The organism is Devosia sp. Root413D1, assembly GCF_001425235.1.
Taxonomy (GTDB): Bacteria; Pseudomonadota; Alphaproteobacteria; order Rhizobiales; family Devosiaceae; genus Devosia_A.
In genome coordinates this window covers 33,761-52,538 of record NZ_LMEA01000008.1, presented here as the reverse complement: position 1 = coordinate 52,538, position 18,778 = coordinate 33,761, and the positions used below count along the sequence as shown (strand labels likewise).

Here is an 18,778-nt window from a genome sequence, read left to right as displayed (position 1 = left end):
GCGCAAGGTTGTATGGCAGTTTTGCGCGAGGGTGAAGGCGACGTTGGTGGGGGTAGGATCATGTCGGTCGGCCGGTGGCTGTGGCCCCCCACCCCTGTCCCCTCCCCGCAAGGGGGAGGGAACACCAAAACACTGACGCCAATGAAAGCGTCTCCCTCCCCCTTGCGGAGGGGACAGGGGTGGGGGTCAGCTCGCACCGGGTGCGAGACATTCACGCCGAACCCGGCTTGTGGCCTTTCAGCAAAAGTGTACCAATGAGTCCCGAGTGGGATAGGCCGCAAGCCCTTGGGAGTTGATGTCCGCAACGCCGTTTGACGAAATGACCAATGCGGATGCCTCTGTCCGCGCGCCCTACCACATCCTGGAAGAGTGGCTGAAAGAGCAGCCTCCGCAAGCCCTGGGTCTGATGTCGGCTGACGCCGAAGCCCTGTTCCGACGCCTCGGCATTACCTTCGCCGTCTACGGCAGCAATGAAGGCACCGAAAAGCTCATCCCGTTCGACATCATCCCGCGCATCATCTCGGCGATGGAGTGGCGGCGGCTTTCGAAGGGCATCGAGCAGCGGGTACGGGCGCTCAATGCTTTCCTCTACGACATCTACCACCGCCAGGAGATCCTGAAGGCCGGGCGGGTGCCGGAAAAGCTGATCCTCAACAACTCGGCGTTCTGCCCGGAAATGATGGGGCTAGATCCGGCGCGCGGAGTCTATTCGCACATTATCGGCGTCGACATCGTCAGGACCGGCCCGGACGATTTCTACGTGCTGGAGGATAATCTCCGCACCCCCTCGGGCGTCAGCTACATGCTGGAGAACCGCGAGGCGATGCTGCAGCTCGCCCCGGAATTGTTCCAGCGTTACAAGGTGGCGCCGGTCGAGACCTACCCCGAAACGCTGCGCCGGACGATGGAGAGCGTGGCGCCGGGGGGCGTGCATGGCTCACCCAACCTCGTGGTGCTGACGCCGGGCATCCATAACTCCGCCTATTTCGAGCATTCGTTCCTCGCCGACCAGATGGGGGCCGAACTCTGCGAAGGGCAGGACCTGTTCGTCGATGGCGGCAAAGTCTACATGCGGACCACCAAGGGCCCCGAGCGGGTCGACGTGATCTACCGCCGCATCGACGACGATTTCCTCGACCCGCTGACCTTCCGGCCGGACTCGATGCTGGGCGTGCCGGGGCTGTTCGATGCCTATCGGGCCGGGAACGTGACGCTGGTCAATGCGCCGGGCACCGGCATTGCCGACGACAAGGCGGTCTATGTCTACGTGCCGGAGATCATCGAGTTCTATCTCGGTGAGAAGGCACTGCTCAAAAACGTCCCCACCTACAACTGCACCAATGACGATGAGCGGGCTTATGTGCTCGAGCATCTCGAGGAACTGGTGGTGAAGGAAGTGCACGGCTCGGGCGGCTACGGCATGCTGGTCGGGCCGGCCTCGACCAAGGCGATGCGCGAGGAATTCCGAAAGAAGATCCTCGCCCACCCCGACAATTACATCGTGCAGCCGACGCTGGCGCTCTCGACCTGCCCGACCTTTGTCGACAAGGGGATCGCGCCGCGGCATGTGGACCTGCGGCCCTATGTGCTGTGCGGCGACGATATCCGGATCACCCCTGGTGGGCTGACGCGCGTGGCGCTGAAGAAGGGCTCGTTGGTGGTGAACTCGTCGCAGGGCGGCGGGACCAAGGACACCTGGGTGCTGGAGGACTGACCATGCTCGGACGCACCGCACAGAATCTCTTCTGGCTCAGCCGCTATATCGAGCGGGCCGAAAACATGGCCCGAATGTTCGAGGTGGGCTACCGGATGAGCCTCACCTCGCGGCGCGAGGGGGGCGCTTCGGAGCACCTGGTGTCGATGCTGCAGGCGGCAGAGGCCGATGAGGGGTTCAACCTCAAGCACAAGCAGGCCGACGTCGCGAGCGTCGCGCATTACATGCTGTTCGACGAGGAGAACTATTCCTCGGTTAAGTCGTGCCTCCTCGCGGCGCGCACCAATGCGCGGTCGGTGCGCACGGCGCTGACCACCGAGATGTGGGAATCGATCAACGCGGCGTGGCTGGAGTTCTCGGCCATCCGCCCGCGCGATATCTCGGGGGCCAAGCTCCAGGAGCTGCTGTTCTGGGTCAAGCAGGTGAGTCATCGCTATCGCGGCGCCCTGCTCTCGACCTTCCTCCGCGATGCCGGCTACGCCTTCAGCCAGATCGGCAACTTCGTCGAGCGGGCCGACAATACGGCGCGCATTCTCGACATGAAATATTATGTGCTGCTGCCGCGCGCCACCATGGTGGGCGGCGATGTCGATATCCAGCAATGGACGATGATCCTCAGGGCCGCCTCGGCACATCGCAGCTATCGGCACGTCTACCACGACCGCTACAAGGCCTGGAACATCGCCGACTACCTGATCCTCAGGCCGGAAATGCCGCGTTCGCTGATCTTCTGCGTGCAGTGGATCAACCGCACCATCGATATGCTCGAGGAAATCTATGGCGAACGCACGGCCGGGCATGATGCCGCCGATGCGGTGACGGCGCTGGTGATGGACGCCAGTGTCGACAAGATCTTCGAGCATGGCCTGCACGAGTTCCTGACCGAGTTCATCGACCGCAACAACCGGATGACGGACGCCCTCGCCGAAAGCTACAATTTCTACTGATGAAGATCGCTATCCGACATTCGATGAGCCTTGGACTTGGCGCCGGCGTGGCCCGCGGGGTGCAGCACGTGCTGCTGACGCCGGTGAGCGGGCCGACACAGACGGTGCGCGAGTGGGCGATCGAGATGCCCGGCTTCGACAGGGCGGCGAGCTTTGTCGATGCCTTCGGCAACCGGGCGCAGCTGGTGAGCCAGATCAAGCCCGACCCGGAACTGCTGATCACCGTCGCCGGGATCGTCGAGACCATCGACCGCAATGGGGTGATCGGCCGGGTACAGGGCGACATTCCGCCGGCGCTCTATCGCCGCCCTACCCCGGCCACCAAGGCGGCGGGGGCGATTACCTCGAAATTCCGCGCAGCGCCGAAGACCGGGCAGGACCGCATCGCCTTGCTGCACGCGCTGATGGCGCGGGTCGCCGAAGTGGTAGGCGGGAGTGAGCAGACGCAGATGCAGGACGGGCAGAGCCAGAGCCAATCGCAGGCAGCTGCCGTCCATCCGCCGGCCAGCGACTACGCGCATGCCTTTATCGGGGCGGCGCGAGCACTGGAGATCCCGGCGCGCTATGTCACCGGCTATCTCCACGGCTCCGACAGTGATCAGCCGGCGCTGCACGCCTGGGCCGAGGCCTGGGATGATGGGCTGGGCTGGATCGGGTTCGACGCGATGCTGCTGCTCTGCCCGACCGACAAGCATGTCCGTGTCGCGGTCGGCCTCGACGCCACCTCGACCATGCCGGTCCGCTCGATCCCGGTCTCCGGCGAGCCGCAGGTGCTGGCGATGAGCGTTGAGGCGGCGCAGTAGGCCGCTCCAGTCATCGCCAGTCGAGGCTCAGCGCGGTTGCCATAACTTCCAATTGCGTTTCGTGGATGCGTCGCACCAGGACGAGAGTGCGAACTGGTAACTAACAGCGGTGCGAAGCAACGCTGCGGCGAACTGGTCCTTATACTCGGCGTTACCGCCGAGCTGGCCTATCGATGCCTTGAACCACAAAACCTCCCCCACCTGGCTGTATCCACCTCGTTGCGCGGTGCGGGAGGCGTCGCAACGGGTGCACACCAATCTCTGAAGGACGCCCACGACCTCACCGATTGCCGGCGGTTGGACATCGGGTGGAACATCGCCGAGCTCCAACACTCTCACCTTGGCGACGATGAAGACTTCATCTCCGTCTGACGACGCAACTATGCGATTCTTCCGACTATCGAACACACCTGCCGCGACGGTCTCGACATGCTCGCCCCGAAACGTGATCTCGGACGCGTCTCGCAGGCAGGCGACAACGGTCACCGCATCGACCGGCCCGAGCATCGTGGCCAGCGCCAGCACGGAAAGCACAAGGCGGCTAGCTAGCCTCGCGCCTCGCTGCTTCATCTCTGCCTCCCCATGGGAATACCATGCCACGCCACTCGGCACCGACATGCTTATTGCTGACGACCGGGGCAAGGGAAGATTGGCCTACAGCCCCAGCAGATACAACCACCCACTCACCGTCAGCAGGCTCAGCACCGTCGAGATCAGGATGCTGTTGGCGGCGATGTGGACGGAGCGGTTGTAGTAGGTGGCGAAGACATAGACGTTGATGCCGGCCGGCATGGCGGCGAGCAGCACGCCGTAGCGGGCGAGATCGTGGTCGATGTGGAGGATCGGCACCATGATCACCCAGGCGATGGCCGGCTGCAGCAGCAGCTTCAGCAGCGACATGGTGAGCGACTGGCCCCAGCTGTCGCTGAGCTTATAGTCGTTCAGCGCCCCGCCAAGGCCGAACAATGCAGCAGGCGTGACGGCGGCGGCCATCATGGTGATGAAGGCTTCGGCCGGCTCGACCAGGGTCACGTTCATCAGGTTGGCGGCGGCGCCGAGCGCGATGCCCCAGAGCAGCGGATTGGCAACCACCCGCATCAGCGCCACGCCGAGCGTCTTGTGCAGTGGCGCGCCATCGCGACGCAGCAGCTCCATGGTGATCATGCCGGCGGTGATCAGCACCGGGGCATGGAAGGCGATGATCGAGAAGGCGGTGGCCAGCGCTTGATCGCCATAGGCGCGCTGCACCACGGGAATGCCGACCAGCACGGTGTTGGTGAAGGTGGCCGAAAAGCCCGAAGCGACGGCCTCGCCCGGCTTGTTGCGGAACAGCTTGGCCGAGATGACGATGCCGACGATGAACACCACGATCGCCCCGATATAGAACGGCACGATGACGCCCCAGTTGAAGGTCGTCGCGAAGTCGGTGTTGAGCATGGCGTTGAACAGCAGGCACGGGGTCGCGAAGTTGTTCACGAACACCACCAGCCCACGCACCCCCTCGGACGGGAACAGCCTGAGCCGCACCGCGCCATAGCCCAGCGCGAGCATGGCGAAAACCGGCAGGATGACGTTGAGAATGGCGAGCATGGTCGGCCGGTCGGGAGAGGTGTTTCCTGATGCACGGGATGCAGGCGGGGGTCAATGACCTGACTGATAGAGACGGCCCCCTCCCGGCCTCCCCCACAAGGGGGGAGGTGAAGAGTCGAGGCCCGGTCTTCGATTGTGCCAAACGCACCAGCAGGGCACCTCCCCCATCATGGGGGAGGATGGGAGGGGGCCGTCTGCTTCGGCTCCATTACGAAACTCATCCGAACATTTCGCTATCGAAACGAACCTGATCCGCGTATAGGTGAACCAACCTCCCGGAGGATGGATTGGATGCGCTGACGCAGCGGCAGGATGACATCATGGCGCTGGCCCGGCAGCACGGGCGCGTGGATGTCGACACCCTGGCGCTGCAGTTCGCAGTGACGCCGCAGACCATCCGCAAGGACCTGAACGAACTCTGTGACCGCAAGCTGCTCAACCGCCTGCATGGCGGCGCCGCTTACCCCTCGGGCGTTTCGAACTATGCCTACGAGGCGCGGCGGATGCTGGCGGCGGAGAGCAAACGCCGGATCGGGCTCGTTGCAGCGGCGCTGATCCCCGACGAGTCCTCGCTGATCCTCAATATCGGCACCACCACCGAGCAGGTGGCGATGGCGTTGCGCCGTCACACGGGCTTGCTGGTGGTGACCAATAACATCAATGCCGCCAACATCCTGCGCGAGGTGCCGAGCGCCGAAGTGGTGATCGCGGGCGGCGTGGTGCGGCATGCCGATGGCGGCGTGGTGGGCGAGGCGGCAGTGGATTTCATCCGGCAGTTCCGGGTCGATTATGCGGTGATCGGAGCCTCGGCGATCGATGCCGACGGCACGCTGCTGGATTTCGATTTTCGCGAAGTGAAGGTGGCGCAGGCGATCATCGAGACGGCGCGCAAGACCATCCTCGTCGCCGACGCGATGAAGTTCGAACGCACCGCGCCGGTGCGCATCGGCCACCTCGAGCAGATCGACGTCTTCGTCACCGACGTCGCCCCCTCCCCCGCCATCGCCGCGATCTGCGCGGCATCAGGCGTCGAGCTCCATATTGCCAGCGAAGGACTCCCCCCCAGATGAGTGACGCAGCAGACGCGTTCGATGTGTTCGTCATCGGCGGCGGGGTGAACGGCACCGGCATTGCCCGCGATGCAGTGGGGCGCGGCTATTCGGTGATGCTGGCCGAGATGCATGACCTCGCTTCAGGCACTTCGTCTGCGGCGACCAAGCTGGTGCATGGGGGCCTGCGCTATCTCGAGCACTACGAGTTCCGGCTGGTGCACGAGTCGCTGGCCGAGCGTGAAGTGCTGTGGGCCTCGGCGCCGCACATCATCTGGCCGCTGCGGTTCGTGTTGCCCTACGAGAAGAACCTCAGGCCGGCCTGGCTGCTGCGCCTCGGCCTCTTTGTCTACGACCACCTGGGCGGGCGAAAACTGCTACCGGGGACCAAGACGCTGGACCTCACCAAGGACCCTGCCGGGCGACCGCTGAAGCCGGGACACAAGGTGGCGTTCGAGTATTCGGACGGCTGGGTCGACGACGCCCGACTGGTGGCGCTCAACGCCCGCGACGCCGCCGACAAGGGCGCCCGGGTGGTGACGCAGACCAAGGTCGTCTCGGCACGCCGCGAGAACAACCTGTGGCGGATCGAGCTGGTCGGCCCGGCAGGTAACGAGACGGTTTCGGCGCGGCTGCTGGTGAATGCCGGCGGGCCGTGGGTCGACCAGGTGATCCGCGAGACGGTCGGTCGGAACGAGGCGCACCATGTGCGACTGGTCAAAGGCAGCCACATCGTGGTCCGAAAACTCTTCGACCATGACCGCTGCTACTTCTTCCAGAACGCCGACGGCCGCATCTTCTTCGCCATTCCCTACGAGGGCGACTACACGCTGATCGGCACCACTGACCAGGACTTCGAGGGCGACCCGACCGGGGTCAAGATCAGCGACGCGGAGACCGACTATCTCTGCGCCGCGGCGAGCGAGTATTTCATCAAGCCGGTGACGCGCGAAGAGATCGTCTGGACCTATGCCGGGGTGCGGCCGCTGTTCGACGATGGCGCCAGCGCGGCGCAGGAAGCGACGCGCGATTATGTGCTGAAGACCGAGGGCGAGGCCGGCAACGGGCCGCTGATCAACGTTTTCGGCGGCAAGCTGACCACCCATCGGCGGCTCAGCGAGCAGGTGGTCGACAAGATCGACGGGTTGCTCGACAAGAAGGGGCAACGCTGGACCAAGGGCGCACACCTGCCGGGCGGCAACTTTCCGCCCACCGCCTTCGAGGCCGAGGTGCGGAAGCTCGCGGCGAAAAAGGCGAACCTCGATCCGGCCTTCGTCCGCCGGCTGGTGCGGGCCTATGGCACGCTGGCTGCCGATGTGCTGGGCGAGGCACAGAGCCCGGCCGAGCTGGGGCAGCATTTCGGCACAACGCTTTATGCGCGCGAGGTCGATTACCTGATGGATCGGGAATGGGCGCGGACCGCCGACGACGTGTTATGGCGTCGCTCGAAGCAGGGCCTGAAATTCAAAGCAAACGGGAAGGCGGAACTGGCCAGGTACATGGCCGAACGCCTCGCCGAGATGGGGAAGAGACAATGAGCGGCAACATTCTCGCGATCGACCAGGGCACCACCTCCAGCCGGGCGATCGTGTTCGACGAACACCAGAAGATCGCCGGGCTCGGCAAGATGGAGTTCACCCAGCATTTCCCAAGGGATGGCTGGGTCGAGCATGTGCCCGAGGAGATCTGGGCGACGGCGTTGTGGAGCGCCAAGACGGCGATCAAGAAGGCCGGGATCAAGGCCAGCGAGATCGCGGCGATCGGCATTACCAACCAGCGCGAGACGACGATCGTCTGGGATCGGCAGACCGGCAAGGCGATCTACAACGCCATCGTCTGGCAGGACCGGCGCACCACCAAGCTCTGCGAAAAGCTGAAAAAGGCAGGGCACGAGAAGCTGGTGAGCAAGAAGACCGGGCTGCTGCTCGACCCCTATTTCACCGCCACCAAGCTCGCCTGGATTCTCGACAACGTGCCGGGTGCGCGCAAGCGCGCCGAGAAGGGGGAACTCGCCTTCGGCACCGTCGACAGCTACCTGATCTGGCGGCTGACCGGCGGCAAGAGCCACGCCACCGACATCACCAATGCCTGCCGCACCCTGCTGCTCAACATCAAGACCGGCGAGTGGGATGACGAGCTGCTGAAACTGTTCCGTATCCCGCGCGCCATCCTGCCGGAAGTGAAGGACAATGCCGATGATTTCGGCATGACCGACCCCGAAGTGTTCGGCGTGGCGCTGCCAATCTATGGCGCGGCCGGGGACCAGCAGGCGGCGACCATCGGGCAGGCCTGCTTCAGCCCGGGGATGCTGAAATCCACCTACGGCACCGGGTGCTTTGCGCTGCTCAACACCGGCACCGACATGGTGCGCTCGAAGAACCGGCTCTTGACCACCGTCGCCTACCGGCTCAACGGCGAGACCACCTACGCACTCGAAGGCGCCATCTTCATCGCCGGCGCCTCGGTGCAGTGGATGCGCGACATGCTGAAAATCATCGAAAAGAGCGGCGATGCCGGGGTGCTGGCGGCCAAGGCCGACCCGACACAGAACGTCTACCTGGTGCCGGCCTTCGTCGGGCTGGGCGCACCGTGGTGGGATTCGGCGGCGCGCGGTTCGCTCACCGGGCTGACCCGCAATACCGGGCCGGCGGAGCTGGCGCGGGCGGCGCTCGAGTCGGTCAGCTACCAGACGCGCGACCTGATCGACGCCATGCGCAAGGACTGGAAGGGTGCACACGACACGGTGCTGCGGGTGGATGGCGGCATGGTCGCCTCGGATTTCACCATGCAGTTCCTCGCCGACATGCTGAACACACCCGTCGACCGGCCGACCATCCTCGAGACCACGGCGCTCGGCGCCGCCTGGCTCGCCGGCTGGAAGGCAGGCGTATGGCCGGACCAGCAGGGCTTTGCCGAACGCTGGGCGCTCGACCGGCAATTCACGCCGCGGATGGACGAGGACGAGCGGACACGGAAGCTGAAGGGTTGGCGCGACGCGGTGCGGCGGACGCTGAGCAGTTCGTAGCGCGCCGGCGGTGCCCGATAGGCCGGTGCGGGCTGCCCCCCACCCTTAATCCCTCCCCGCAAGGGGGAGGGAGACGATCAACCCGATGCCAGTGTTTGGGTCTCCCTGCCCCTTGCGGGGAGGGGACAGGGGTGGGGGTCCACAGCCACCGGCGGCTGCATGTCGCCTACCGCCAGGCCTCGAACGGCCCACCCGCGATGAACGCCCAATACGTCCGGTACTTGCTCGTCCGGTTCGCCGGCACCGTCGCCACCGCCAGCCCGAATTCCTGGAACTTGGTGGAGAGCAGCGTGTCGCGGTGCGCGGGCGAGGCCAGCCAGCCGTTGATCGCCTGGTCGAGGGTCGACTGGCCGCCGGCGACGTTCTCGCCCACGGCGCCGTCATAGCCGGCAGTGGTGACGCGCTGGCGGAGGGTGACGCCGAGATCGTGCGACAGCGTGTCCTTGGCGGCCATCAGGTTGGCCTGCGAGCGGGCGGCGTTCTCGAGCTGGATGTTGTAGCGCAGCGGTGGCTTGCCGGCGGCGGCGCGGGTGCCGTTGATCGCCGCCATGATGCCGCCCTGGGTCAGCTGGATCGGCGCGACGCTGCTGGTGCTCCCCGGCGGCTTGGCCGGCGGGACCACCGAGGTGCAGGCGGCGAGCAATGAAAGGGTGGCGAGAAGGAGAAGACCGCTGCGCAGAAGCGTCATAGGCGAGTGTTCCAGTGCGAGGCGGCGGCAGAAGCGCGCCAATCATGGCGTTGAAATGGCGTTTGACTGCCCTCGATCACACGGTTGCGCGAGCCGGAGCGAACTACAAGGCATTTGACTCTAATTAAGCATGATTTTGCAAAGCGCTGGCTGACCCGAAGACATGCGCGCACCCTTTGCCTGCAGCTCGGGGGGCTCGCATCATGCTCGACCAGGAATTCGAACATTTCGACGTCCGCGCCATGACCCGGCACGAGCTGGCGCGACACACCGATTTCGCCCGCAACATGCTGTTTGCGGCGAGCGCCGCATCGCTGACGATCCTAGGCGCCGGCGCCTTCTTCCTCAGCCTCTTGCTGTAGTTCTGCCCCTGCCCCGGCCCAGATAGCCGCGGCCACCAGCGCGACATAGGTCAGCGCGGCAATCGCAAAACCCCAATCGCGGTAGGCGCCAGCCACATAGGCGAGCGGCAGCAGCACAATCACATTGATGCCGATATAGAGCAGTGTCGCCTTGAGGTGCGAGCCGAAGCGGCGCTGCAGCGCCTGGTAGGCGTGACGCTTGTGGCCTTCCCAGAAACGTTCGCGGCGCAGTATGCGGCGAACCAAGGTGGTGAGGCTGTCGGCGAGGAACAGACCACCCAGGATCAGCCACTGCCAGAGGCTCAGCCAGAAGCTGAGCATGGTGGTGAAGGCGAAGAACGCTAGCATCAGCCCGAGATAAGTGCTGCCGGCATCGCCCATGAAGATCTTTGCCGGCGGCCAGTTGAGCAGCAGGAAGCCGAGGCACGCGGCGGCAAGGCCGAGCATCCACCAGAGCCTGGGATCATCGATGATGCCGGGCTCGAACAGGTAGGCGAGCAGCGCCGCGCCGACGAGGAGGAAAATCGCCTCCGATGCCGCAAGGCCATCGATGCCGTCCATGAAGTTGAACAGGTTGATCCACAGCGCACCGCCCAGCGTGAGGATCACCAGCAGCACGGATTCCGGCACCGGCAGGCCGAGCTGGTCGATCGGCAGCACTGCGACGATGGCGCCCATCAGCAGCACCTGCGCGCCGAGCCGCCAGCGCGCGGCGATCGGGCGCTTGTCGTCGGCATAGCCGATGAAAGCGAGGAGGATGCCGGCCATGATCACCGGCACGCCCAGCCAGGGCAGCAGCAGCGCCATCAGCAGCCCGGCAATCGAGCCGCCGGCGACGATACCGACACCGCCGCCGCCCGGGGTGGGCACGACGTGCGAAGAGCGGCCATTGGGCTGCTGCATCAGCCCGAGCTTGGCGCCCCGGCGCATGATGAACCACGCGGTGAGAAATGAGACGAGCGCCGCGGTGGCAGCAATGGCAAGGCCGAGAGTGGGCATGGGCGCTCCGGGTGGTGGGAGCCTACCGTTAGCTTCGGCGATGAGCGGCGACAAGGCTCAACGCCGGCAGACGGCCCCCTCCCGGCCTCCCCCTCAAAGGGGGAGGTGAAGAGTCGAGGCTGTGGCTGGATCGTGCCAAACGCACCGGCGAGGCACCTCCCCCTTCATGGGGGACTTCGAGCCGTCCCGAAGGGCAAATCGCTCCAGTGGAGCGATTTGAGGGGAGAAGGCCATGAGAGCTACGCTCGAATGGCAAAGGAGGGGGCCGTCTCTATCAGTCGGCGACAATCAGCCCGCGTAAAGCTGCAGGCCGCCGTCGACGCGGAGCAGCTGGCCGTGGATGAACTTGGCTTCCGGCGAGCAGAGGAACACCACCGCGTCGGCGATTTCCTCGGGTTCGGCGTAGCGGTCCATCGAGACCTTGTTGGAGTTCATCTTGTCCGGATCGACCGTGCGGGTCGCCTGGAAGCGCGCGGTCTTCGACGGTCCCGGGCTCACCACGTTGACGCGCACGCCGTGCTCGCGGACCTCGTCGGCGAGGCAGCGGGTATAGTGGGTCACCGCGGCCTTCAGCGTCGCGTAGATGCCGCCGCCGCTCACCCCGATATGGGCGGCGACCGAGGCGATGTTGACGACGATGCCGTGCTGGCGTTCGACCATCTGCGGCACGAAGGCCTGGGTCACCAGCATGGTGCCGATCAGGTTGTTGTTGGTCAGCGTGATCAGGTCGTCATAAGTGATGCCGAGGATGTTGTTGGGCACCGGCTTGCCGCCCGCCGCACCGATATCGCCGCCGGCGCAGTTGACGAGGATTTCGACGGGGCCGAACTTCTCCTCGATCTCTTTCTTCATATTGTTGACCGCGTCGCGGTCGCCGATATTGCCGGTGACGCCCATCGAGCGGACACCGAGCCCCTCGATGGTCTTGATCATCGCGCCAAGGTTATCCGCCTCGCCGTATTTGGCGGCAGCGTCCCAGGTCAGGTCATGCACCACCACATCGGCGCCGCGCGCCGCCAGCTTCTTCGCCATGACGCTGCCGAGGCCGCGGCCCGAGCCGGTCACGAAAGCGATTTTTCCAGAGAGATCTTTTCCTGCCACAACGGCCTCCAATCACATAAGTCCTTGAGCCTTCAGGTTCGCAGCACTCTTGCGGTACTGCGACAGCTCGTAATCGATCAGTTCGTGGTCGGCGTTGCGCTGCCACGGGGTGCGCCACTCTTCGCCCACTTCGAAGCGGTTCTTCTGTACGGCGAAGAGGCACGCGGCGAGATCTTCGGCCTGCTTGGGCGCATAGCCGTGCCACCACTCGGGGGTAAACAGCTTGACGTGCCGGTCATCGAGCGCACCGATCTCGATGCAGGCGACCATCTCGTCATTGTGCTCGGCGAGGATGTCGAACATCTGCTTGTGCGGCACGCAGCCGTCACCCGAGGGGCAGCGCACCAGGCGGAAGCCATCGGGCTCGATCACGGCGCGATAGTCCTTGACGTGGCAGTGGCGCACGTAAGGGGCGATCACCCGGGTGAAATCGAGCGGCGACTCGGCCACCGGGAAGGTGTTGGCCATATCGAAGACGATACGGACGCTGGGGCCGTACTCGTCGCAGAAATTGACCAGCTCGCGCGAGGTGAAATCCTGGTGGTTCTCGATCAGCAGCACTACGCCGGCGGCGGTCAGCTTGGGCACCGCGGCCTGGAGTTTCTCGTGCACCGAAGCGACGAGATCGTGCCATTTCTGGCCAGCGGCGGCGCGGTCACCGCAGAGGATCGGGGTCATGGCGACGCGGATATATTGGGCATCGAGCGCCTTGGCGCAGCGGATCAGCTGGTCCATGTCGCCGTGCTGCAGGCCGGAACTCACGACGCGCTTCCAGCCCAGGGTGTCGAGGCGCTGCTTCAGCGCGGCGAGCTCGCCATCGGACTTGTCCTTCAGCCAGCCGTCCCACAGCTCGATGGCCTTACCGCCCAATTCCTCGGTCAGCTTGATGAAGCCCTCGAGGCCGACGCCATCAGGGTTGTGGCGCGGCGTGCCGGAGCCCTGCAGGCCGAGATAATAGGTGAGGCCATAGGGGTTGAGGCCGGTCGTAAGTTTCATCGGAGTACCGTTGGTGCGAAAGCCTGGCTGAATGGGCCGCCGACTCCAGGAAGTGGACACGGCGTCTCCCCATTATGGGGAGGATGGGAGGGGGTCGTCCCTATCAATTCGTATTACCGCAATCCCCCGTCCACGGTGATGGATTGCTTGGTGATCATGCGGCTGTCATCGGAGGCGAGGAACAGCACCATGCGGGCGATCTCCTCGCCGAGCAGAACGTGCTTCAGCGCCTGGCGCGACACCACTGCATCGATCGATTCCTGGGTTGGGAACCACAGCCGCTTCTGCCGCTCGGTGATTACGGCGCCAGGCTCGATGGCGTTCACCCGGATATTGTCCTTGCCGAAGCCGCGGCCGAGCGCACGGGTCAGGCCGAGCACGGCGGCCTTGGCGGTGGCGTAGACCGGCATATTGTCGGCGCCGCCGCGCCAGGCGATCGACGAGAAGTTGATGATCGAACCGCCACCCAGTTCCTGCATGTGCGAGCGCACCGCCTGCGCCGCGAAGAATTGCGGCTTCAGGTTGATATCGGTCGAACGGTCCCAGTATTCCTCGGTGACGTCGTCAATGGCGTGGCGATCGTCGTTGGCCGCGTTGTTGACGAGGACCCCGATGGGACCGAGGCGGTTCTTGACCACATCGATCGCGGCACGCAGGCCCGTGATGTCGGTGATGTCGCAGACGAGGAAGGTGGCGCCGGTCTCGGTGACCAGCTCCCGGCCCTCGGCCTCGAGGATATCGACGAAGGCGACCTTGGCGCCACAGCGCGCGAAGGCCCGGACGACATCGGCGCCGATGCCGCTGGCGCCGCCGGTGACGAACACGACCCGGCCGGCGAGGCTGGGATAGTTGGCGAACTCGGTAATTTCCTCAGACCCCTAAATCAGTCGTGTCGTCGCCGGATCGAACAGGCAGGCGCGGGTCATGTCGACGGCAAGCGGCATGTTCTCGCCGGTCCTGGGCGCCTCGTCCGGGGAGAACCGGCCGACCACCTCGCGATCGCCGAACTTCAGCACCGCCATGGTCTCGGCGCCAGTCGGCTCCACCACTTCGACAAGCGCCGACATGGTGGCAAAACCCTGCTTGCCGCTCGTGCTGGCGGACTGGCGGCTCAGATGCTCGGGACGGATACCGAGGATCACCTTCTTGCTCTGCGCCCGGTCGGCCACCCCGTTATGGAGCGGCAGGCTCGCGACGTTGCCGCCCGAGAGCGGGAAGTTGACCGCCGGCCCACCACCGGTTGAGGTGATCTCGGCATCGATGAAGTTCATCGAGGGCGAACCCATGAAGCCGGCTACGAAGGTGTTGGCCGGGCGGTTGTAGACGGTATCGGGATCGGCGAACTGCTGCACTTCACCCTGGTGCATCACGGCGATGCGCGAGGCGAGCGTCATGGCCTCGACCTGGTCGTGGGTGACGTAGATCGTGGTTTTGCCGATGCGCTGGTGCAGCTTCTTGATCTCGGTGCGCATATCGACACGGAGCTTGGCGTCGAGGTTCGACAGCGGCTCGTCGAACAGGAACAGCGCCGGATCGCGCACCAGGGCGCGGCCCATGGCGACGCGCTGGCGCTGGCCGCCCGAGAGCTGGCCGGGCTTGCGCTTCAGGAACGGCTCGATCTGCAGCAGCGCGGCGACGCGAGCGATGGTCTTTTCCTGCTCGGCTTTGGGCACACCTCGGCTTTCCATGCCGAAGGCCATGTTTTCCCTGACGGTCATCGTCGGGTAGAGCGCGTAGGACTGGAACACCATGGCGATGTCGCGGTCCTTGGGCTGGACCGAGTTCACCAGCCGATCGCCGATATAGATCTCGCCCGAGGTCACGGTCTCGAGGCCGGCGATCATGGCGAGCAGAGTGGATTTGCCGCAGCCCGACGGGCCGACCAGCGCGATGAATTCGCCGGTATTGGCTTCGAGGTCGACACCCTTCAGCACTTCGACCATGCCGAAGCTCTTACGCAGGTTCCTGATGGTCAAGGACGCCATTTACTTGATTGCTCCCTGGGTAAGGCCGCGGACGAAATACTTGCCGCCGAAGAAATAGACGAGGAGGGGAGGCAGGGCGCCGATCAGCACGGCTGCACTCATCACGTCATAGGTTCGAACGGACGTTCCGCTCATCGAAAGTGCGACCAGGGCCGCGGTGATGGGCTGGTTGGAGCCCGAGTTCAGCACCACGCCGAACAGGTACTCGTTCCAGATACCGGTGAACTGCCAGATCACGGTGACGATGATGATCGGCGGGGACAGCGGGATCATGATCTTCCAGAAGATCCGCCAGAAGCCGGCACCGTCGATGCGGGCGGCCTTCAGCAGGTCGTCCGGCACGCTCACATAATAGTTGCGGAAGAACAGAGTGGTGAAGCTGAGGCCCTGGATGCAGTGCACCAGGATCAGGCCGTAGACCGAGTTGGCGAGGCCGAGCTGGCCGAGCGTGAAGGCCCAGGGCAGCAGCGCGATCTGCCCCGGCATGAACACGCCGAGCAGCATGAAGCCGAAGACGATCTCCGAACCGGGGAATTTCCACTTCGACAGGATGTAGCCGTTGATGGCACCGAGTGCAGTCGAGATGATCGTCGCCGGGATGACCATGGCGACGGAGTTCCAGAAGTACCTGGCAACGCCATCGCATTGGCCACCGATACAAAAGTCGCTCCAGGCCGTCGGCCAGGCATCGAGCCGGAAGCTGCGCGGCAGCGAAATCAGGCCGAGCTGGCCGATCTCCTCATTGGTGCGGAACGAGTTGAGGAACACCACAAGGAACGGCACGATGTAGATGATCGAGATCAGGCCGAGCAGGCCATAGATCACGATCCGCGAAATCAGCCGCCGGCGGCTCGCGATTGCCGCTTCCCTGTCTTCGACGCCGGCAGCGGTAAGGACTGCATCAGCCATTGTTCGCCTCCCTGCGCTTGCGCCAGACCAGATAGAGTGAGTAGGGCACCAGGACGATTGCAAGCGCCGCCAGCACCATCATCGCGGCCGCGGCGCCCTCGCCGATCTCGCCGCGCTGGAACATGAAGTCGTAGACGTAGGTGGCGGGGAAAGTGGTCGAGATGCCAGGACCGGAATTGGTCAGCGCGACGGCAAGGTCGAACGTCTTGATGGCGAACTGCAGCAGCACTACCGCGACAGCGATGAAGATCGGCCCGATGGTTGGCAGGACCACCTTACGATAGGTGCGGAACCAGCCGGCGCCGTCGATCTGGGCGGCCTTGATGATGTCTGGATCGACCGACCGGAGGCCGGCGAGGAACAGCGCCATCGAGAAGCCGGCGGAGCCCCAGATGCCTGTGATGATGATCGCCCAGATGGCGTTCTTGCGATCCGACGTGAGAGCAAACTGAAAGTCGGTCCAGCCCATCGCGTTGACCAGGAACTGGATACCGCTCGAGGGATTGTAGAGCCACTGCCAGACCGTACCGGTAGCGATGAAGCTTACCGCCAGCGGGTAGAGGAAGATCGTCCGCCAGAACGACTCGGCGCGTATCCTCTGGTCGATGAGGATGGCCAGCAGCAAGCCGAACGCCATCGAGATCGTCACATAGAAGAGCGAGAAGTACAGCAGGTTGGTGTAGGCGACGCTCCAGCGGCGGTTGGTCCAGAGCGAGATGTAGTTCTCAAGCCCCTTGAAGCCGTAACTCGGCAGCAGCGTCGAGTCACTGAGCGAGATGTAGAACGTCCAGCCGGCAAAGACGAAGACGTAGACAAACGACGCAACGATTGAAGGCGCGATTATGAATATGGGCGTCCACTTCTTGATGCGGTCCCACGTACTCGTGCCAGTCGAGACGGACTGACCTGTCATTGCCAACGGACTATCCTCCAAAACCGGCGGCCAAAGGAGCCAGCCGCGACGCTCGGGGAGCACCGCGGCCGACAATTCTGGTCAGAAGTTACATTTGAGCTTCGACGGCGTCGGCCATGATGTTGGCCGCTTCTTCCGAGGTCATCTCAGGCGTGTTCACGAACTCGGTGATGGTGTCCATCATGGCGCCGCGGTACTTCTGCAGCACGGTCATGTTGTGAGCCATCGACCGAACCAGGGTGCCTTCGGTAATCGAAGCCTTCAGCGCAGCCTGGCTGTCCTGCTGGCAGACGTTAAAACCCTGCGACAGGTCGACGTCCAGGCGAGCCGGAATCGAGCCCTTCGAGATGTTGAAGATGGTCTGGAATTCCGGGCTCAGGATGGTCGAAGCGAGGAGCTTCTGGCCCTCCTGGAAATCCGGGTCCTTCTGGTTGAAGAACACGACCGAGTCGGAGTTCAGGATAAAGCCCGGCTTGCCCCAATCGGTCGGGGACTGGCCGCACAGGATGTCGACACCCGGTTCCTTGCCCACCGACTTGATGGTTCCCAGTTCCCAGTCGCCCATGATGAAGAACAGCGCGTCGCCGTTGACCATCATGTTGGAGGCGGTGTCGTAGTCACGGCCGGCGATGGCCGGGTCCATGTACTTGGTAACCATCAGGCGCATCTGATCGAAGGCCTTGATCATACCTTCCGAGCGCAGCGACTCGACGTCGGCTTCGACGAAGGCCTTGGTGTAGAGGTCTTTGTCCATGCCGTAGACGATGGTCTCGAACGTGGTCGCGTCGGTCCAGTCGGCCGAGAGGTGCGCGAGACAGATCTTGCCACCAGCGATGGCCTTGTCGCAGGCAGCGTTGAAATCGGCCCAGGTCTTGGGAAGCTCGGTGACACCGACGCCCTCCATGGCGGCCTTGTTGCCCCAGATCCAGTTGATCCGGTGGATGTTCATCGGGGCGGCGACCCACTTGCCTTCCGGCTTCATCACCGGCAGCAGCTCGGGGGCGACGACCTTGTCCCAGCCCTCGGCGGTGGCCAGCTCGTCCATGTCGGCGGTGCCGCCAGTGGCGTTCCACTCGGCGATTTCCGGGCCCTTCAGCTGCACCGCAGCGGGGGCGTTGCCGGCGACGACATCGGCGCGGAGCTTGGCCAGGGTATTGGCTGTATGACCGGCAATGGCGGTCTGCTCCCAGGTGCCGCCGGCAGCGGTGAACATCTCACCGAGCTTGGCAATGGAGGCAGCGTCGTTGCCGGATGCCCACTGGTGCAGCATCAGCACTTTGGGGGCGGCCATCGCGGTGCCCGAAAGCAGCGCGGCAGCAAGCATCGTGGTCGCGGCGGCCGCGACCTTGGTCGTGAAGGTCATAATTGTCTCTCTCCCTTGAAAGCGCCCGTCCCCACCCCGGCTCACCCGGCCGGCTCCTGTGGCTACTTGCGCTTTTCTCCCGGCGGTGCACATCCTCCTGCGCACCGTCGTATTAGTTCTATGGTGAACTTATTCGGCTTGTCAACGCGCTTGGGGAGGGAGGAGCGTGAACCGGATCGAGCTCAAATCTCTACTTGCTGACAGTGCTTTAGCCACACCGGCGGGGCGGATTGTGCGCGCCCTGAGCGAGCGTGGTGCACTGAGCGCAACACAACTTTCGCGGCTCACCGGGCTGGCCAAGTCCACGATCTCAACGGCCCTCACCGAGCTCCGG

Annotated in this window: 18 protein-coding genes; 7 read left to right on the top strand and 11 right to left on the bottom strand. The window is 64.3% G+C overall.

Going from position 1 to position 18,778, the window contains the following annotated elements; translation table 11 throughout:
- The first annotated feature begins 295 nt into the window (after positions 1 to 295).
- From ASC89_RS08745 to ASC89_RS08735, 3 genes are read left to right on the top strand one after another with little or no spacing between them, the layout of a single operon-like run.
- Positions 296 to 1,714: a circularly permuted type 2 ATP-grasp protein gene (locus ASC89_RS08745; protein ID WP_055996848.1), complete on the top strand. Its 1,419-nt coding sequence runs from the start codon at positions 296 to 298 to the stop codon at positions 1,712 to 1,714.
- Positions 1,715 to 1,716: 2 nt separating this feature from the next.
- Positions 1,717 to 2,661, top strand: a complete 945-nt coding sequence (locus tag ASC89_RS08740) for an alpha-E domain-containing protein (RefSeq protein WP_055884729.1) — start codon at positions 1,717 to 1,719, stop codon at positions 2,659 to 2,661.
- Positions 2,661 to 3,464 (top strand): transglutaminase family protein, encoded by an 804-nt coding sequence (locus tag ASC89_RS08735; protein WP_055996844.1) that lies wholly within the window; start codon positions 2,661 to 2,663, stop codon positions 3,462 to 3,464. Before ASC89_RS08740 ends, ASC89_RS08735 begins: the two co-directional genes overlap by 1 nt.
- Positions 3,465 to 3,491: 27 nt before the next feature.
- On the opposite strand, the gene ASC89_RS08730 is transcribed toward ASC89_RS08735, so the two are convergent.
- The gene (locus ASC89_RS08730) at positions 3,492 to 4,034 is read right to left on the bottom strand and encodes a hypothetical protein (protein WP_055996842.1); all 543 of its coding nucleotides are present in this window, start codon (positions 4,032 to 4,034) and stop codon (positions 3,492 to 3,494) included.
- An 84-nt stretch (positions 4,035 to 4,118) separates the two neighbouring features.
- Positions 4,119 to 5,054 carry an AEC family transporter gene (locus ASC89_RS08725; protein WP_055996839.1) on the bottom strand — a complete coding sequence of 312 codons (936 nt, stop codon included), beginning with the start codon at positions 5,052 to 5,054 and terminating at the stop codon, positions 4,119 to 4,121.
- 287 nt (positions 5,055 to 5,341) lie between these two features.
- Here ASC89_RS08725 and ASC89_RS08720 point away from each other — a divergent pair, with 287 nt between their 5' ends.
- The 3 genes from ASC89_RS08720 to glpK are packed head-to-tail and all read left to right on the top strand — an operon-like array spanning position 5,342 to position 9,128.
- Positions 5,342 to 6,124 (top strand): DeoR/GlpR family DNA-binding transcription regulator, encoded by a 783-nt coding sequence (locus ASC89_RS08720; RefSeq protein ID WP_274532699.1) that lies wholly within the window; start codon positions 5,342 to 5,344, stop codon positions 6,122 to 6,124.
- A complete protein-coding gene (glpD, locus tag ASC89_RS08715; protein ID WP_055996837.1) occupies positions 6,121 to 7,641 on the top strand; it encodes a glycerol-3-phosphate dehydrogenase in 1,521 nt (506 codons plus the stop codon). Before ASC89_RS08720 ends, glpD begins: the two co-directional genes overlap by 4 nt.
- The gene (glpK, locus tag ASC89_RS08710) at positions 7,638 to 9,128 is read left to right on the top strand and encodes a glycerol kinase GlpK (protein ID WP_055996835.1); all 1,491 of its coding nucleotides are present in this window, start codon (positions 7,638 to 7,640) and stop codon (positions 9,126 to 9,128) included. The genes glpD and glpK overlap by 4 nt, the downstream gene beginning before the upstream one ends.
- Before the next feature lie 166 nt (positions 9,129 to 9,294).
- Here glpK and ASC89_RS08705 read toward each other — a convergent pair whose 3' ends face one another.
- Positions 9,295 to 9,816, bottom strand: a complete 522-nt coding sequence (locus ASC89_RS08705) for a CAP domain-containing protein (protein ID WP_055996832.1) — start codon at positions 9,814 to 9,816, stop codon at positions 9,295 to 9,297.
- Positions 9,817 to 10,019: 203 nt separating this feature from the next.
- Between ASC89_RS08705 and ASC89_RS28420 the strand changes: the two genes are divergently transcribed.
- Complete coding sequence (locus ASC89_RS28420) at positions 10,020 to 10,178, top strand: hypothetical protein (protein WP_156384551.1); 159 nt, start codon at positions 10,020 to 10,022, stop codon at positions 10,176 to 10,178.
- Here the strand turns inward: ASC89_RS28420 and ASC89_RS08700 are convergent.
- From ASC89_RS08700 to ASC89_RS08665, 8 genes are all read right to left on the bottom strand, one after another.
- The gene (locus tag ASC89_RS08700) at positions 10,140 to 11,177 is read right to left on the bottom strand and encodes a hypothetical protein (RefSeq protein ID WP_055996831.1); all 1,038 of its coding nucleotides are present in this window, start codon (positions 11,175 to 11,177) and stop codon (positions 10,140 to 10,142) included. The genes ASC89_RS28420 and ASC89_RS08700 overlap by 39 nt on opposite strands.
- A 288-nt stretch (positions 11,178 to 11,465) precedes the next feature.
- Complete coding sequence (locus tag ASC89_RS08695) at positions 11,466 to 12,278, bottom strand: SDR family NAD(P)-dependent oxidoreductase (protein ID WP_055997943.1); 813 nt, start codon at positions 12,276 to 12,278, stop codon at positions 11,466 to 11,468.
- 12 nt (positions 12,279 to 12,290) lie between these two features.
- Complete coding sequence (locus ASC89_RS08690) at positions 12,291 to 13,274, bottom strand: sugar phosphate isomerase/epimerase (RefSeq protein ID WP_055884706.1); 984 nt, start codon at positions 13,272 to 13,274, stop codon at positions 12,291 to 12,293.
- Between the two features lie 113 nt (positions 13,275 to 13,387).
- Positions 13,388 to 14,098 carry an SDR family NAD(P)-dependent oxidoreductase gene (locus ASC89_RS08685; RefSeq protein ID WP_244488423.1) on the bottom strand — a complete coding sequence of 237 codons (711 nt, stop codon included), beginning with the start codon at positions 14,096 to 14,098 and terminating at the stop codon, positions 13,388 to 13,390.
- Between the two features lie 54 nt (positions 14,099 to 14,152).
- On the bottom strand, positions 14,153 to 15,259 hold the full coding sequence (locus ASC89_RS08680; protein WP_055884699.1) for an ABC transporter ATP-binding protein: 1,107 nt from the start codon (positions 15,257 to 15,259) through the stop codon (positions 14,153 to 14,155).
- Positions 15,260 to 16,168, bottom strand: coding sequence for a carbohydrate ABC transporter permease (locus ASC89_RS08675; RefSeq protein ID WP_082533253.1), 909 nt, complete (start codon positions 16,166 to 16,168; stop codon positions 15,260 to 15,262). It abuts the gene before it with no gap.
- Positions 16,161 to 17,081: a carbohydrate ABC transporter permease gene (locus ASC89_RS08670; RefSeq protein WP_055884696.1), complete on the bottom strand. Its 921-nt coding sequence runs from the start codon at positions 17,079 to 17,081 to the stop codon at positions 16,161 to 16,163. The genes ASC89_RS08675 and ASC89_RS08670 overlap by 8 nt, the downstream gene beginning before the upstream one ends.
- An 88-nt stretch (positions 17,082 to 17,169) precedes the next feature.
- Entirely contained in the window at positions 17,170 to 18,444 is a 1,275-nt protein-coding gene (locus ASC89_RS08665) for an ABC transporter substrate-binding protein (RefSeq protein WP_055884694.1), read from the bottom strand.
- Positions 18,445 to 18,778 lie beyond the last annotated feature (334 nt).